Origin of the sequence: Deinococcus sp. YIM 77859, assembly GCF_000745175.1 — a bacterium.
Lineage (GTDB): Bacteria > Deinococcota > Deinococci > Deinococcales > Deinococcaceae > Deinococcus.
In genome coordinates this window covers 2,480,001-2,494,862 of the sequence record NZ_JQNI01000002.1, presented here as the reverse complement: position 1 = coordinate 2,494,862, position 14,862 = coordinate 2,480,001, and the positions used below count along the sequence as shown (strand labels likewise).

The following is a 14,862-nucleotide window of genomic DNA, read 5'->3' as shown; positions in this document are numbered from 1 at the left end:
GCAGCCCGGCTCTCCATCCAGTGCCCACGCCATTGGGATTGACTTCAATGACAACAGCACGCCGAGCCTGCTGATGGACAGCGACGTGGACGGCCCATCGGTGCTTGGCCACCTCTTGGGCCAGCGCGTCCCCTCCACCGAACTCCCGCAAGGAGCACACCATGGATATGAAGGGCACAACTTGGGCTGCTCAGCAACACTATGAGCGCGCCGTAGCCCACCACGAGCAACTGCTCCGCGAGGCGCAGGTGGCCCGCCTGCTCGCCTCCGGGAAAGAGGCATCTGGCCTCCGGTGGCCAGCGGCACTGCAACGTAGGTGGACCGGCCTGCTGGTCCGGCTGCACCTGCGCCCCGCCCTCTAGCGTCTACGCCCCCTTAATCCGTCGCCACCGCGGCCGCCTGCGCTTCCAGCACAGCAGGCGGCGTCACATTCAGCCCTGCCTCCTCCCCCGCCCAGGCCAGAAAGGCGGCGAGGCCCCGCCGGAACAGCAACGGACGTTTCTCACGCTTGCCGAGCTTGCGGCGGCCTTCCGGCACAGGGAGGTCGGGCACCAGCGCCCAGTTCACATTCATGGGCTGAAAGCCTTTGGGATTGGCCGAGGCGAGGTAGCGCACCAGCCCCCCCAGCATGGACTCGGCGGGCGGGACGAGGGGTGAGCGGCCCAGAGCCAGGCGCGCGGCATTCGTTCCGGCCAGCCAGCCCGTCGCCGCAGACTCCAGGTACCCCTCGGTGCCCGCCAGGACACCCGCCACGAATCTGGTTCGGTCCGCGCGGAGCTGCAAGGTCGCGTCCAGCACCTCCGGCGCGTTGAGGTAGGTGTTGCGGTGCATCACGCCGTAGCGGACGATTTCGGCGTTCTCCAGCCCTGGAATCCGTTGAACAACCGCCTTTTGGTCCCCCCATTTCAGCCCGGTCTGGAAGCCAACCAGGGACCACATCCGGCCTTCTTTGTCCTCCTGACGAAGTTGGGCGACCGCGTAGGGCCACCGTCCCGTTCGGGGATCATCCAGGCCTTTGGGGGACATGGGACCGAAGCGGGGCGTGTCCACACCACGGCGAGCGAGCTCCTCGATGGGCATGCAGCCCTCAAAGAATTCCAGCTTCTCCCAGTCGTGGGGGGTGTGAGAACGGGCTTGCTCGAGCGCCTCGAAAAACCGCTCATATTCTTGCTTGGTGAAGGGGCAGTTGATGTAATCGGCGCTCTGGTCGTAGCGCCCCGCTCGCCAAGCCACGTCCAGGTTGATGCTCTCGAAGGCGATCACGGGCGCGGCGGCGTCGTAGAAGCTCAGGCGCTCGCTGCCGGTGAGACGCGCGAGGTCGGCGGCCAGCGCGTCCGCGGTGAGGGGGCCGGTGGCGATCACCGTGATGCCGTCCGGCACCGCCTCCACCTCGCCTTCTATAACCTCGATCCGCGGGTGTTCGCGCACCGCCCGGGTCACGCGGGCGCTGAACTCGTCACGGTCCACCGCCAGCGCGTTGCCCGCCGGAACGCGGCTCTGATCGGCGGCCCCCACAACCGCGCTGCCCACGCTGCGCAGCTCGGCTTGAAGCAGACCCTTGGCCTGCATCTCGCCCTCACCCCCCAGAGAAGTCGAGCACACCAGCTCCGCAAAGTTCCCGGTTCGGTGGGCGGGCGTCATCTTGTGCGGGCGCATCTCGTGAAGGCGCACCCGTACGCCCGCCCGCGCCGCCGCGAGGGCCGCTTCCGAGCCCGCCAGGCCCGCGCCGATGACCGTGATAGCTGCCTCAGGGATGCTCATCGGGGGCAGTGTAGGGGACGGGCGGCCCACGGTTTGTGGTGAAAGCGGCCTCATTCCCGCTGCCTATACTCCCCGCATGGCCCGCCGCCCTGTCTTTCTCGCCGCTGCCGCCCTGCTTGTCGCCGCCCTGACTGCCGTGGCCCTCGCCCCCTGGTCACGCACGGGCTTTCCACGAGAAGGCAGCCCCGAGGTGCGCTTCGTGCGGGAGATGACCCAACACCACGCCCAGGCGGTGGATATGGCGACCCGCATCCGCGACCGCAGCCGGGACCAGACCCTGCGGGCGCTGGCCCTCGACATCATGCTCTCACAACAGGAGCAGATCGGGCAGATGCGTGGCTGGCTGACCCTCTGGGGCCAGCCGTGGGGCGGCCCGGGCATGACCGCCGAGCACGCCCGCATGATGGGGATGGCGACCCCCGCAGAGCTGGAGCAACTCAGCACCTTGCCCGTGCCGGAGGCCGAACGCCTGTTCCTGCAGCTGATGATCCGCCACCACCAGGGCGCGCTGGCGATGGTGGAACCTGCCCTTGCGCCCGGTATCCGCCCCGAGGTGCAGACCCTCGCCCGGCAGATCCAAGCGACCCAAGGGGGCGAGATCAACCTGATGACTCGCCTGCTCGCGGCGCGAAACGCCCAGCCGCTCCCCGCCCCCCCAGCCGCCGGCGACACGCACGAGCACTGAGGCCGGAAGAGGCGTGTTAGCGTGCCTCATGGCTGTCTTGCTCGATGTTCCTCCCACGGATCCACGCGCCATCCGGCTGATGAAGGCCCAGCAGCGCGAGTTGCGGGCCCTCTACCAAGACACGGACGAGCGCACCGAGCCCTTTAACCCCGCCGTCCTCTCCGGGGAGGGAGGCGTGCTGCTCGCCATCGAGGAGGATGGAGCGCTGTTGGCCTGCGGCGCCTTGAAACGCATCGCCGCGGACACCGCCGAGGTCAAGCGCATGTACACCGTGCCGGAAGCCCGTGGCCGCGGGCTGGGCCGCCAAATTCTCCTCGCGCTGATCGAGCGGGGGCGGGCCCTGGGCTTCCGGCGGCTGGTGCTGGAAACCGGGGATCTCCAGCCCGCGGCCATCCACCTGTACGAGGCGACGGGCTTTCTCCGCATTCCGCCGTACGGGTACTACGTCGGCATGCCGAACAGCCTGTGCTACGAGCTGCCGCTGGGCAGGGTAGCCCCCCTGTAGGTCGCTTTGGCTTCTTGCTCCGCTCGGGGGTTTAACCCTGGGATGGAGAGTTCCAGCTCAGGCCGAAGCCCGACTACACTCGGACACCGAAGGAAGAGCCAGAGCCCAAACGCCGCCTTCCCATAGCGAGACGAGGTGTCCAGCTCGCGGGCGGAACGCCCATCAGGACAAAACGTAGTGGAACGTAGTGGGTTGCCGTAGGCGTGTCCTGAGAAGCCAACGGGGACATCACCCCTCCTCGCCCTCCCAGTCGCTGACCTTGCCCGCGCGGCGTTCCCGGCGGCGCTCCTGCCTGATGCTGTTCTTCTTCTTCGGACGGGGCGGAAGCGTCAGGTCGTAGGTGCGCCCCGGTTCACAGGGAGCGGGTTGCTCGCCCAAGCGCTCACCGGGGTCGGCGGTGCGGAGATTTCCAGCGGGATGGACGTGCTGGCCGCCGCAGTACGGGCAGTGTTCCACCACCCAGAACATGACCCGCGTGCCCGGCAGATCACGCAGGGTCACGAACGCAGGCCGGAGGCCACGCCGGTCACGTTTCCCCATGTCAGAAGGCTACTCCAGGGGAGAGGAGGGATTGTGACGAGGGACCGCCCTCCACCTCCTCTCCCTACACTTCGCCTTCGGTATCGTCACGCAGGTACGTCACCACCGAGCGGCAGTGCGTCATCCCCGCGTGGGTGTAGAGGGCTCGAGCAGCGCGGGCATGGTCGTGGGCGCGGGCGCGCAGGTCGCGGATTTCGGGGTGGGCAGCGGCCTCGGCGGCGGCCAGGGCCAACAAAACGCGCCCGAGGCCCTGACCGCGCTCGGCCGGGTGCACGGCGAGGTAGGTGAGGTCAGCGCGGGCGGCTTCGGGGTTCAGCTCCAGTTCGGCAAAGCCGACGGGCTTTTCGCCGCGCAAAAGGGCAACCAGGCGCACGTCATCGCGCGCGAAATGGGCCCCGATCTCGGCATCGGTCCATTCCAGCCGTCCTGCCCAGCCGTCCTCGCTGGCGCGGTAGAGGGCGCGGTAGGCGTCCGGCAAAAGAGCCTCCACACTGGTGTAGCCCTCCGGAACGCGGGCAAAGCGGGCCAGGGCAGGCACGCGCGCTGTGTAGAAGTCGGTGGTGTGCATGGGCGTGAAGCCCGCCTCCTCCAGCACCTCGCGTACCGCCAGGTTGTCCCGCGCGCTAAAGGCATAGATGGGCAGCCCATCCGAGCGCTCGACGGCGCGGGCGAGCAGCGCACGCAGTTCACCGGTGCCCAGCGGGCCTTCCAGCACCAGGCCATCACGAAAGGGCGCCAGGCCGCAGTAGGCGCGCACCTCGCCGTCTTCCCCCTCGGCCACCAGGCACACCCGGTCCTCGCACTCGACCCGCAGCTCATCTGCCTCACGGGCATCGGGGGCAAACACCTCGCGCTCCGGCGCGTCGTCCATCCAGCTCAGGAGGGCGAGAACGTCGGGAGCGTCGGCCTGTCGCATCGGACGAATCATGGGGAGCACCTCCTGGAGAGGGAGCGGGGGAGTCACCGGTTCTCTCAGCCTAGAAAGCCGCACGTCGCGGCGTCTGCCCGTCCGGTCACCCCGCGCCCTCCCCCGCTCGTGCTATAGTTTGCCTATGCCCTGAAGCAGGGTACGTGACCTTCTCCCCCACGAACACGCTGCCGTGTTTGAGGGGCTTTTTCTTTTGGAGAAGGTGCGCGTGCTCCCCCTTCTCCACAGAAGAGGTCCGGGGAAGGTCCACCGCTGGGAGGTCCGCCGTGACGAAAATCAACGGGTCTAGCACCACCGCTGCGCCGCGCTGCCACGCCGGGCAGGCCGACCTGCTCGCCTTGCGCGCGCAGCTTGCCCGCGCCGAAAAGGCCGCTCGCCGCGTCCCCACGCCGCCCCCCACCCGTCCCGCCGCCAAGCCCGTCGCGCCGCAGCGCGAGGCGGACCTGGCGGGCATCGACACGAGTGACCATTCGCTCGCCCGCGCCCACGCCCGCTTGCGCGAGGCGGTGTATGAGGGCCGATATCACCTTTGCCCCCATGCGATTGGCCACGCGCGCGCCGAGGGCTTTTTGGAACACGACATCATCGACGTGCTGGTCGCTGGCCGGGTGCGGGCGGTGTACCCCATCGAGCGCCGCTGGCTGGTGTGCGGCTACTTCGAGGCGTGTGGCGTTCGGCTCCCGCTGCATGTGGTTGTCGAGCATCAGCGGGACGGCTTTCTCGACGTGGTCACCGCGTTTGTGCCCAAGCAGCCGCACCACATCATCAGCCGCGCTCGCCTGGCCGTTATGCTCCGCTACGACGACGAAAAGATCAGGACACGCACGGCGCCGGTGGGCAACAAGCCGGGCAACCGCAGCAAGGGGAAGTGGAAGAAGGGAGGGTAGCGCCGCCCGAATCCGCTCTGATCACTTCAGAGCCCCGTGGGCGCCTCCCTGTGCGGCGTCCCCCGCGACGCCCTCCAAGGGAAAGCGCCTTCCTATTGGCTGACCTTGTGTCCTGCTACCCTGCTCGCCGTGACGCGCACCGGCCTTTCAGACACCATCGCCGCCATCGCCACCGCCCCGGGAAGCGCGGGGGTAGGTATCGTGCGGATCAGTGGGCCAGAGGCCCTGACGGTCGCGGACGGGGTCTTTCGGGCACGGCGCAGACCAAGCGAAACACGGGGAGGCCGGTTCCTGTTTGGCCGATTGGTGGGCGAGGACGGCGAGGTCCTTGACGAGGGGCTGTGCCTGGTGTTCCGCGCGCCGCGCAGCTACACCGGTGAGGACGTGGCCGAGCTGCAAACACACGGCAGCCCGGCGGTCCTCGCCCGGGTCCTTGCCCGAGTTCTGGAACTGGGGGCGCGTCCGGCTCGGCCCGGCGAGTTCACGTTGCGGGCCTACCTGGCGGGCAGGCTTGACCTCGCGCAGGCGGAGGCGGTGCTGGAACTGGTGAATGCGGGCACCGAGACCGCTCGGCGCCAAGCGGCCCTAGGCCTCTGCGGCGCACTGGGTGAGCGGGTGGAACGGGTGGCCACCCAGGTGACGCGCACCCTGGCAGCGCTGCAGGCGATGCTGGACTACCCCGAAGAGGGGGTCCCGGAAGAAGACCGCACCGTTCCCCTGGCGGCGGCAGAAGCCGAACTCACGGCGCTGGTGGGGACAGCGCGGGCCGGGCAGGTCGCGACCCGGGGCGCGCGCCTCGCCCTGATCGGACGGCCGAACGCCGGCAAAAGCAGCCTGCTCAACGCCCTGTTGGGCTATGAGCGCTCCATTGTCACCCCTCTGCCCGGCACCACGCGTGACTACCTCGAAGCGCAGCTCTCGCTTGCGGGTGTGCCGGTGACGCTGGTGGACACAGCCGGTCTACGCGAAACAGAAGACGTCGTCGAGGCGGCAGGTGTGCGGCAAGCCGTCAACCTCGCGTCACAGGCGGATCTCGTGCTGGTGCTCGAGGATGGCAGCCAGGCGCGCGAGGCACTCCCCCTGCTCCTCTCCCCAGGCGGAACAGTGTTGCGGGTGCGCACCAAAGCTGACCTGCCCGCCGCCTGGGAGGACCCCGCCGCCCTGCCGGTCAGCGCCGTGACGGGTGAGGGCCTTCCCGAGCTGCGCGCCGCGATTCAGGCTGCGCTGTTGGGGGACGCCGCGCGTGGTGAAGCCTGGCTCACCACCGAGCGGCAGGCCGACGCGGCCCGGCGAGCCCTGGCCCACGTTCAGGCCGCACGCACCCTTCCCGACGACCTCGCGGGCTACGAACTGGAAGAGGCGCTGCGAGCCCTTGCAGAGCTCACCGGCCGGGACGTGCAGGAGGACGTGGTAGACGCAGTGTTTCGCAATTTCTGCGTCGGGAAGTGACTGGCCCCACCGGGCCAAGGCTTCTCTAGCGCTCGTCGGCGCGGGTATCCAGCGAAGTTTCTTCGCCGGGCGTGGTACTCGCCGGATCGCTTGTGATCATGCTGCCCTGTGAGGCCACATCCTGCTTGTCAAGTCCGCGGTCCTCGAACTCGTCGGCAAGGCGGGCCTCGGCGCGGGCGTCCTTGAGAGCGTCGCGGTGTTCGTCGGTGCGGCCCATAAACTGAAGGTCCACGTTGGTGATCTCGTCTTCTGTCTTGACGGTCTCGTTGCGAGCATCATCGGGTTTGGTCATGGTCCTACGCTAACAGGGCAGCTCTGGAACTGGCGTGAGCGTCCCTTTAACGTTGTCTCCGCCTCAGCCCCCCAGCCGCAGCACACTCTGATTGCCGCGCAACACCAGGACGAGAACGCCGGCCTCAGCCAGAATTCCGGCGCGGCGTTCCAGGTCCCGGACCGTGTCGGGCGCGCCGACCCACTGGCGACGGGGGGTTTCGCCGGGCTCGAGGTAGAAGCCTTCCGGAATGGCGACGATCACCACCCGGCTCGCGGTGGCGCGGGCGCGCAGGGCCTCGGCGACCAGGGCTGCTCCCGCCCGCTGCGTCAGCACGATGAGGTTTCCTCCGGCGCGAGGGGGAGGAATCACCGGCGGAGCCGAGTCCGGCTGGACCTGCGCGAGCCGGCGCAGGGCGGCCCGCAGCGCTTCGGGCGTGCGCCCGCTGGGGGTAGCCCCCGCATTCGTCGCCAGGCTGACGGGCAGCGCCAACGCGAGGGCCTCCTGAATCAGGCTGCTGGCCAGCCGCACCGCGCTCTCGAGAAACACGTCCGTCCCGTTCTGGTCGAGAAAGACAGTCACACTGCTCGCGGCGGTACGCTCGAGTTCGCGCACCGTCAACGCGCCCACGCGGGCAGAAAGCCGCCAGTGAAGGCGGCCCGGTGGGTCACCCGGCACGTAGGGTCTCGCCCCCCGCAGGCTGATGGGGTCTTCCAGGCCGAGCGTGCGCGAAAGCGTGCCTTCACTGAGCAGGGGCCGCAGCAGGTCGGGGAGAAGCACCCCGTGCGTACCGGGATACACCTCCAGTTGGCCCGCCACCTTCAGGGGAACCGAGCGCCAGAAGAGCCCCAAGGGATCGGCCCAGCGCAGGGTCCCCCCCGGCCACTCGAACACGCCGCGGCGGTTGAGGGTGAGGGTCGTGGCCTGCTCGGTCACGCTGCGGCCCACCGTCAGGCCGCCGACCGCGATCTGCTCGCCGGGCACGACGGTCAGGGGCGTGGGGTCTTCGATCAGTACCCGGCGCGGCCAGCGCGACTCGACCTCGATGCGCACGCGGTAGGGCAGGCGGTCTCCCTCGAACCCCTGCGCCGGAAAGGCGCGCACAAGGGTCACGCGCGGAGGACGGCACGCGAGCAGGAACGCGGCGAGCAGCGCGAGCAGCAGCGCCGCCAGAACGAGGAGGAGCGCAGGAAGATTCAGAGGGTGACTCCTGCCGTGACGGGTTCGGCGGGCACCGGCTCCTGCCGCAGCACGTCCGCGATGACCTCTTCTGGGCGCATTCCGGCAAGCCGGGCCTCGACCCGCAGGACCAGGCGGTGCGCGAGGACGCCGGGCGCAGCGGCCTTCACGTCGTCGGGCAACACAAAGTTGCGCCCAGCCAGAGCCGCGAGCGCCTGGGCTACCCCCTGAAGCGCAAGGCTGGCACGCGGCCCACCCCCCAGCGCCACCTGGGCATGCCCGCGCGTTCGGGCGCTCAGGCCCGCGATGTAGTGCCGCAGGTCATCCGAAACACACACGGTCCGCACCACTTTGCGCGCGGCGAGCAGGTCCTGGGGCGTCGCGACCGCCCCCAAGGTGCCGATGGGATGTGACTCCTGCAGGCGTCCCAGCATCCGCACCTCTTCCTCCCGCGTGGGGTAACCCACCGAGAGCCGCAGCAGGAAGCGGTCAAGCTGCGCTTCCGGCAGGCGGTAGGTCCCCTCGTGCTCCAGCGGGTTCTGGGTGGCAATCACCACAAAGGGCGGTGGGAGAACGTGCGTTACCCCCGACTCGGTCACCTGCCCCTCCCCCATCGCCTCCAGCAGCGCCGACTGGGTCTTGGGCGTGGCGCGGTTGATCTCGTCGGCGAGCAGCAGGCCGGTAAAGATCGGCCCCGGCACGAACTCGAATTCGCCGGTGGCGGGACGGTACACGCTCACCCCGGTCACGTCGCTCGGCAGGAGGTCAGGCGTGAACTGCACGCGGCGGAACGTGAGCCCCAGGCTGGCGGCCAGCGCGCGGGCCAGCATCGTTTTGCCGGTCCCAGGTGCGTCCTCCAGCAGCAGGTGACCACCCGCCAGAAGGCCCGCCAGGGCGAGGCGGGTCACGTCCTCCTTGCCCACAAGCACGCGGGCCACGTTCTCCTGCACCCGCGCCGCGTAGGCTTGTACCTGCTCCACATCCGCTCTTGGCCTCTCCTTGGTCATGGTGTCTCTCTTTCCGGTGCCGCGACTGCCGAGCGGGCCGCGAGCTGCGCCACCTCCCGCGCGGCCCGCTCGGCGGTCACGGCCTCCTCCTCTGTCACGCGCCCCCCGTACCGCACGGGGGCGTAGACGGCGACCAGCGTACTCAGCGGTCCATGCAGGGCGGGCCGCTCAGCGGCAACGCGGCTGGCGTGTTCGGCGGGTGTCTCCGCCGGACCGCGCCCCAGGCCTGCCCCCGCCAGCGAGGCGAGGGCCGCTCGGTAGGCGAGCCGGACGCGGTGCAGGGCCTCGGGTTGGGTGGCGGAGGTCGGCCCGTCGTCACCTTCCTTGCCGCCCTCCTCCGCCGTGGAGCGGCGCAGCTTCCAGGCCAGGATGACCAGCGCGGCGCAGAAGAGGAGAACAGCCACAAAGGCGATGAGATTGAACCCGTGGGCAAGCGGGGCGAGCCAGCTGGGAGGCTTTCCCACCGTCACGACCAGCTCCCCTTGCGCGGCACCGCTCGGCGCAGCAGCCCCCGTCGCAGCGGGCAGCGCCCCTGATAAGCGAGCAGAAATTCCGTACGCCACCAGGAGGAGGGCCGTCAGGATCATCCCAGCGACCGCCGCGATTTCCCACCAGTGGAATCGGGTGGTCATGGATCTGGCGCGGCCGCTGCCCAGACGCCAGAGGACAAAGACTCCAGCGAGCAGGAACAGGGCCATACCCAGGAAGATCAGGTCCGCTCCGGGCAATGCCCGTCCGCCCGCCGAGCGCCAGACAGTGACCCCGGTTGGGCGGACTGCAATAGCCTCCTGGGCCTCACCCTCCGGGGCGGCTGATCCCTGCTCCGTCCCCACGGTAGCGGCAGCGGGCGGCGGTGTGGCTTCCCCGGTCTGCGGCGGCAGCGCCAGCGTGCCCAGCGCGAGTGCCCCGGCGAGAAGCGCGCCCGCCAGAGCACTCTGCCCCACTCCACGGCCCGAACCCGCCAGGCGGTGGGCGGGCCGCTCCTCCCGCCCGATGGAGCCCAGGCCGCACAGCAGCAGCGCGAGCAGGCCAACTCCCAGTCCCGCTGGGAGACCGAAGACTGGGCTGGGGGACAGGCCCAGCACGCCCGGGAGGAGGAGCAGCGCGAGCCAGGCGATCCCAACAGGGCGACCAAGCTCCAGAAAACTCAGGCCGATATGCAGCAGCGCTGCCGTGCCCAACACGGGCAGAACGAGGGCGGCGTAGGCTAGCAGCGCCGGGAGCCCTTCGCTGAGAACATCCAGCAGCAGGGGCAGCACGGTGAGACCTGCGGCCAGCAGCAGCAGCGGAACCCGGGCGATCTGTGCCGCCGGGTCAAGGTGGGTGAGGAGCAGCACCAGCACAAAAGCCAGCACCCCCCACCACGGCAGCCAGGAAGCCGCCACAAGGGGTGCGGCGAGCAGCAGCCACGAGCGGTCGAGGCGCAGGGGCCGCCGGGCGGGGGGAGCGGGAAGGGTCGTCATAGAGGTGGTGGGACCAGCCTAGCGCAGCGTGGTGCCCGCCGGGGACGAGGATGCCCGCAGAGCCACACTCCCTCTCCCTCCCTACCCGCCTCCATGCGTCCCCAAACCGAAGCCCACACCACGGGGACGGGGGCAGCATCTGAGAGGACAGCGGGAACCGCTGACTCTGGAGCACGGCTCCTGATTCAGCGGTCGGGTGTGGACCCCCATGAGGGTCTTGATCCACCACCATCTACCCAAGCTATGACCTCGGCCCCAACCCGTCCAGCAAAAATGGGCGGCCCCCGCAGGAACCACCCACCCTCAACTCCCTGCTTAGTCCAGGAAGTCGCGCAGCTTGCGCGTGCGGCTCTCGTGATACTTCAGCTTACGCAGCGCCTTGTTCTCGATCTGGCGGATGCGCTCGCGGGTCACGTTAAAGCGCTGGCCGACCTCCTCCAGGGTGTGTTCGCGGCCGTCGACCAACCCCTTGCGGAACTTCAGGACCATCGCTTCCCGCTCGGTAAGCTTAGAAAGGGCCTTTTCTAGCTCCTCGGAAAGGAGGGTCTTGGCGGCGTTATCCACCGGGGAGTCAAGGTTCTCGTCGGGGATGAAGTCGCCGTAAAAGGAGTCCTTTTCGTCGCCGATGGGCGTTTCGAGCGAGACGGGTTCTTGAGAAACCTTCTGCACCTCCTCGACTTTGGCGGCGTCCCAACCCGGCCCCATCGCTTCCGCAATCTCCTCGTAGGTGGGTTCGCGGCTGAGTTCCTGCTGAAGCTGACGGGCGGTGCGCGTCAGTTTGTTGATCGTCTCGACCATGTGCACCGGGATACGAATGGTGCGGGCCTGGTCGGCAATCGCGCGGTTGATCGCCTGCCGGATCCACCACGTCGCGTAGGTCGAGAACTTGTAGCGGCGGCGGTACTCGAACTTCTCCACCGCGCGAATCAGGCCCTGGTTTCCTTCCTGAATCAGGTCGAGGAAGCCTAGGCCACGTCCGGTGTACTTCTTGGCGATGGAGACAACCAGGCGCAAGTTGGCCTCAATCAGGCCCTGGCGGGCGGCGGCCCCGTCCTCTACTCGGCGCTGGAGCTGACGGCGAGCGCGGTCATCAAGCTCGTCGCCCCGTTCCTCCAGCTCCTTGCGGGCCTCCTCACCCTCCTCGATGCGCCGGGCAAGCGCGATCTCCTCTTCGAGGGTGAGAAGGGGCACCCGGCCGATCTCGTGGAGGTACTGCCGCACCGGGTCGTTGGACACGGCACGCGGCATGTCGTCGAAGTAGCGTTCCTCGTCGTCGTCCGCAGCGACCACGCCCGCGACACCTTCGACGTCGTCTCCCTCCAGGTCGTCGTCCTCGTCCTCCTCGTCAAGGTCCTGCACTTCGATGTTCTGCCCGGCAAGGTAAAGCTGCATGTCCTCGAACGCCTCGGCGCTCTCGGGGTCCATGCCCGCCGCTTCCAGCGCGACCGACAGGGCGGCAGCCACCTCCTCGCTGGAGAGAACGCCCGCCGCGCGGCCCACCTTCAGCAGTTCCTGAATGCTGGGGTGCGCGTAGTAGGGCTTATCGGCAGGACCGGCAGCCACGGCGCTCCTCGCGGGTGCAGCGGCCTTGGCCGCGGCCTTTTTGGGCGCCGCCTTGGCGGGGGCAGCCTCCTCGGCCGGGCTGTCCTCCTCAGGGGTGGGCTTGGCCGTGGCCTTTTTGGGCGCCGCCTTCTTCGGAGGAGCCTTTTTCGGCGCCGCTTCGGGAGCGGTGTCCTCTGCTGCGGGGGGCTTGGCGGCCTTCGCGGTCTTCGCGGTACGGGTACGGGGCTGGGCGGGGGTCTTGATGGGGGTTTCTTCAGAAGCGTCCGCGGTCACGGGGGCACCCGTCACCGGGGTGCCGGTCGCGGGGACCTTGCTGCGGGCGCGTGCTCGAGTGGGTTCTGCCATGCGTCCTCCTGTGGCGCGGGGCGACTTGAGACCAGTGTGGCCAGGAAGCCGGTGCCGTAGCGCGTTAGTCTAGCAAACCCCCCGCCGATATTCGGGCACCTGTCACCATCTCCTGCGGGCGGGTCCCTGGCCCGGGGAGAATATGAGGTACGCGGCCAGCACAGCAAAGGTTCCCTTCTGCCCCCTCACGCGGCGGGCAGGGCCAGGGTGCGGCGCAGCCACTCCAGCAGGTCGCGGTCTACGTCCTCGCGGCACTCGTCGAGCCCGTGGCGGCACCCCGGGTAGAGACGCAGTTCTTTGGGCTCGCGGGCCTGCTTATACAGAAGGCGCGAACAGGTGTCGGGCAACACCTCATCGGCCATGCCGTGCAACAGCAGCAGGGCGCGGGGGCTAAGGTTACCCACCGCGTCCGCCCCGTACGTCTGGCTGCTGAGGGCCGCCACCCCCACCACCACGGCACTGCTTCCCCCCGCCGCGATCACGACCGCCCCACCGAACGAGTGGCCGACCAGCACCAGGCGAGCCACGCCCAGCGCTTCCAGGAAGGCCGCTCCCAGCAGCACGTCCAGCACACACTCCGCCAATTCGCCGGGCCGGCGGTAATCAAGTCGCAACGACGTGACGCCCTGGGGTGCCAGCTGCGTGGCGAGCCGGGTGTACATTCCCCCAGCCGGACCACCCAGGCCACCACCCGCGCCGAACACCCACACGATGCCCGCCGTACCTGTCCCCCCCGGCGGTTCGTGCAGCCGGCTATCAATGGCCCCCCGGCTGGTGTGAAGTGTCAGGCCCTGCGCCCCGTCCTCTTGAGCGGTTCGCTCGACGCCGAGCAGTTGAAGGTGGAAGGCGTGTTCTCGCGTCATCCCGGACCTCCCCTCTGGAACAAAGGCCATTCTGCCGCCTGCAGCCGGGGCGGAATGAGCAGAGGGTCAAGACCGTCCCGCCCGAAGCTGAAGACCTCTTGCCTAGGGTCAAATCTGAGGCTCCTGGGGAGCGGCCAGCCTAAGCGCACGCCTGCTGTGCGTGTGCCGTGCGGGTGAAATGGCGAAAGGACTGGACTCACGTGACGCGATCCCCTTCAGGAACTCCGGCGCTTGCCCCAGAGACCCGGGACTTCTACATCCGCACCCTCGGCCTCCTCAACGCTTCCGGCGTACCGTTCCTGCTAGGAGGCGCGTACGCCTTTGCACGCTACACCGCCATCGAGCGGCACACCAAGGACCTCGACGTGTTTACCCGTCCGGAGGACGCCCCACGCCTTCTCGCCGTCCTGCGGGACGCGGGGTACGAGACCGAGGTGCCCTTTGCGCACTGGCTGGGCAAGGCGCACCACGGAGAGGACTTCGTGGACGTGATCTATAGCAGCGCGAACGGTGTTGGAAGGGTGGACGACTCGTGGTTCGAGCACGCGCCTGAAGACGAGGTGTTGGGCGTCCCGGTGCGGCTGGTGCCGGTCGAGGAGATGTTGTGGCACAAGGCCTACGTGTGTGAGCGCGAACGTTTCGACGGGGCGGACGTAGCGCACCTGATCCGCGCCAAAGCTGAGGAGATCGACTGGGGCCGCCTGGTGCAGCGCTTCGGGCCGCACTGGCAACTGCTGCTCGCCCACGTGCTGCTGTTCGGCTTCGTGTACCCCGGCGAACGCGGACGGATTCCCGCGAGCTTTCGCCAGGGAATGCTTGACCGCTTTCTGGTTCAAGACGACCTGAACCCGCCACAGGAGCGGGTTTGTCAGGGCACCCTGATCTCGCGCGAGCAGTACCTGCCCGATCTGCGGGTGTGGGGGTACGCGGACGCGCGAATCACGCAGGGCTACATGACACCCGCGAACGTAGCGCACTGGACGGCTGCCATCGAACCCACAGAGGAGAACCCATGACACGAACTGTACGCATCGCCGCCGTGAGCGACGTTCACTGCACCCGGACCTCACAGGGCACCCTGGCTCCCCTGTTCGCCCAGGCTGCCCGCGAGGCGGACGTGCTGCTGCTGCCCGGCGACCTCACCGACTACGGCACCGCGGACGAGGCGCATGTTCTGGCAAAGGAACTCGCCGGGGTGCGGGTGCCGGTGATCGCCGTGCTGGGCAACCACGACTTCGAGAGCGGCAGCCCCGAGGACGTGCGCGGCGTTCTGGCGGAAACGGGCGTCACCGTCCTCGATGGGGAAGCGTGCGAGGTGCAGGGCGTGGGCTTTGCGGGCGTGAAGGGTTTTGCGGGAGGCTTCGGGCGTTTTACCCTCGGGGCATGGGGCGAGGCGGCCATCAAGACCTTTGTCAG

General features: G+C 68.8%; 16 protein-coding genes (1 of these 16 cut by a window edge). 7 read left to right on the top strand and 9 right to left on the bottom strand.

All coding sequences use genetic code 11. The features are described 5' to 3' along the window. Positions 1-167 precede the first annotated feature (167 nt). Positions 168-362, top strand: a complete 195-nt coding sequence (locus tag EI73_RS12425; RefSeq protein WP_156103534.1) for a hypothetical protein — start codon at positions 168-170, stop codon at positions 360-362. 13 nt (positions 363-375) lie between these two features. On the opposite strand, the gene trmFO is transcribed toward EI73_RS12425, so the two are convergent. Then, the gene (trmFO, locus tag EI73_RS12420) at positions 376-1,761 is read right to left on the bottom strand and encodes a methylenetetrahydrofolate--tRNA-(uracil(54)-C(5))-methyltransferase (FADH(2)-oxidizing) TrmFO (protein WP_034387121.1); all 1,386 of its coding nucleotides are present in this window, start codon (positions 1,759-1,761) and stop codon (positions 376-378) included. Positions 1,762-1,837: 76 nt separating this feature from the next. Here trmFO and EI73_RS12415 point away from each other — a divergent pair, with 76 nt between their 5' ends. Then, entirely contained in the window at positions 1,838-2,446 is a 609-nt protein-coding gene (locus tag EI73_RS12415; RefSeq protein ID WP_034387120.1) for a DUF305 domain-containing protein, read from the top strand. Between the two features lie 28 nt (positions 2,447-2,474). Continuing rightward, on the top strand, positions 2,475-2,951 hold the full coding sequence (locus EI73_RS12410; protein WP_034387117.1) for a GNAT family N-acetyltransferase: 477 nt from the start codon (positions 2,475-2,477) through the stop codon (positions 2,949-2,951). Positions 2,952-3,179: 228 nt separating this feature from the next. On the opposite strand, the gene EI73_RS12405 is transcribed toward EI73_RS12410, so the two are convergent. After that, positions 3,180-3,491, bottom strand: coding sequence for a hypothetical protein (locus tag EI73_RS12405; RefSeq protein WP_034387115.1), 312 nt, complete (start codon positions 3,489-3,491; stop codon positions 3,180-3,182). A gap of 64 nt (positions 3,492-3,555) precedes the next feature. Continuing rightward, positions 3,556-4,419, bottom strand: coding sequence for a GNAT family N-acetyltransferase (locus tag EI73_RS12400; protein WP_034387114.1), 864 nt, complete (start codon positions 4,417-4,419; stop codon positions 3,556-3,558). A 266-nt stretch (positions 4,420-4,685) separates the two neighbouring features. On the opposite strand from EI73_RS12400, the gene EI73_RS12395 reads away from it, so the two are divergent. Then, positions 4,686-5,306: a DUF4258 domain-containing protein gene (locus EI73_RS12395; protein WP_081909025.1), complete on the top strand. Its 621-nt coding sequence runs from the start codon at positions 4,686-4,688 to the stop codon at positions 5,304-5,306. 129 nt (positions 5,307-5,435) lie between these two features. Then, positions 5,436-6,755, top strand: a complete 1,320-nt coding sequence (gene mnmE / locus EI73_RS12390) for a tRNA uridine-5-carboxymethylaminomethyl(34) synthesis GTPase MnmE (RefSeq protein WP_034388245.1) — start codon at positions 5,436-5,438, stop codon at positions 6,753-6,755. A 25-nt stretch (positions 6,756-6,780) separates the two neighbouring features. Here the strand turns inward: mnmE and EI73_RS12385 are convergent, their stop codons facing one another. The 6 genes from EI73_RS12385 to EI73_RS12360 all read right to left on the bottom strand — a co-directional run bounded on the left by EI73_RS12385 (position 6,781) and on the right by EI73_RS12360 (position 13,446). Further along, positions 6,781-7,047, bottom strand: coding sequence for a hypothetical protein (locus EI73_RS12385; protein WP_034387112.1), 267 nt, complete (start codon positions 7,045-7,047; stop codon positions 6,781-6,783). Between the two features lie 63 nt (positions 7,048-7,110). After that, on the bottom strand, positions 7,111-8,139 hold the full coding sequence (locus EI73_RS12380) for a DUF58 domain-containing protein (protein ID WP_231557331.1): 1,029 nt from the start codon (positions 8,137-8,139) through the stop codon (positions 7,111-7,113). Positions 8,140-8,222: 83 nt separating this feature from the next. Continuing rightward, a complete protein-coding gene (locus EI73_RS12375; RefSeq protein ID WP_034387106.1) occupies positions 8,223-9,212 on the bottom strand; it encodes a MoxR family ATPase in 990 nt (329 codons plus the stop codon). Beyond that, a complete protein-coding gene (locus tag EI73_RS12370) occupies positions 9,209-10,675 on the bottom strand; it encodes a DUF4129 domain-containing protein (protein WP_034387105.1) in 1,467 nt (488 codons plus the stop codon). Before EI73_RS12370 ends, EI73_RS12375 begins: the two co-directional genes overlap by 4 nt. Before the next feature lie 315 nt (positions 10,676-10,990). Further along, on the bottom strand, positions 10,991-12,583 hold the full coding sequence (gene rpoD, locus EI73_RS12365) for an RNA polymerase sigma factor RpoD (RefSeq protein WP_034387103.1): 1,593 nt from the start codon (positions 12,581-12,583) through the stop codon (positions 10,991-10,993). A 185-nt stretch (positions 12,584-12,768) separates the two neighbouring features. Beyond that, complete coding sequence (locus EI73_RS12360; protein ID WP_034387101.1) at positions 12,769-13,446, bottom strand: alpha/beta hydrolase; 678 nt, start codon at positions 13,444-13,446, stop codon at positions 12,769-12,771. Positions 13,447-13,646: 200 nt separating this feature from the next. On the opposite strand from EI73_RS12360, the gene EI73_RS12355 reads away from it, so the two are divergent. Both EI73_RS12355 and EI73_RS12350 read left to right on the top strand, forming a co-directional pair. Continuing rightward, entirely contained in the window at positions 13,647-14,462 is an 816-nt protein-coding gene (locus tag EI73_RS12355) for a nucleotidyltransferase family protein (RefSeq protein WP_034387099.1), read from the top strand. Further along, a protein-coding gene (locus EI73_RS12350) for a metallophosphoesterase (RefSeq protein ID WP_034387097.1) crosses the window boundary here: on the top strand, positions 14,459-14,862 show its 5' portion. It continues 349 nt past the right edge of the window; 404 of the gene's 753 nt are visible here — the first part of the coding sequence; the start codon lies at positions 14,459-14,461; its stop codon lies off the right edge, out of view. Before EI73_RS12355 ends, EI73_RS12350 begins: the two co-directional genes overlap by 4 nt.

Coding starts and splice junctions, on each gene's coding strand:
- EI73_RS12410 (WP_034387117.1), top strand. CDS start 2,475: ATGGCTGTCTTGCTCGATGTTCCTCCCACGGATCCACGCGCCATCCGG.
- EI73_RS12405 (WP_034387115.1), bottom strand. CDS start 3,491: ATGGGGAAACGTGACCGGCGTGGCCTCCGGCCTGCGTTCGTGACCCTG.
- trmFO (WP_034387121.1), bottom strand. CDS start 1,761: ATGAGCATCCCTGAGGCAGCTATCACGGTCATCGGCGCGGGCCTGGCG.
- EI73_RS12375 (WP_034387106.1), bottom strand. CDS start 9,212: ATGACCAAGGAGAGGCCAAGAGCGGATGTGGAGCAGGTACAAGCCTAC.
- EI73_RS12385 (WP_034387112.1), bottom strand. CDS start 7,047: ATGACCAAACCCGATGATGCTCGCAACGAGACCGTCAAGACAGAAGAC.
- EI73_RS12370 (WP_034387105.1), bottom strand. CDS start 10,675: ATGACGACCCTTCCCGCTCCCCCCGCCCGGCGGCCCCTGCGCCTCGAC.
- rpoD (WP_034387103.1), bottom strand. CDS start 12,583: ATGGCAGAACCCACTCGAGCACGCGCCCGCAGCAAGGTCCCCGCGACC.
- EI73_RS12400 (WP_034387114.1), bottom strand. CDS start 4,419: ATGATTCGTCCGATGCGACAGGCCGACGCTCCCGACGTTCTCGCCCTC.
- EI73_RS12360 (WP_034387101.1), bottom strand. CDS start 13,446: ATGACGCGAGAACACGCCTTCCACCTTCAACTGCTCGGCGTCGAGCGA.
- EI73_RS12415 (WP_034387120.1), top strand. CDS start 1,838: ATGGCCCGCCGCCCTGTCTTTCTCGCCGCTGCCGCCCTGCTTGTCGCC.
- EI73_RS12425 (WP_156103534.1), top strand. CDS start 168: ATGAAGGGCACAACTTGGGCTGCTCAGCAACACTATGAGCGCGCCGTA.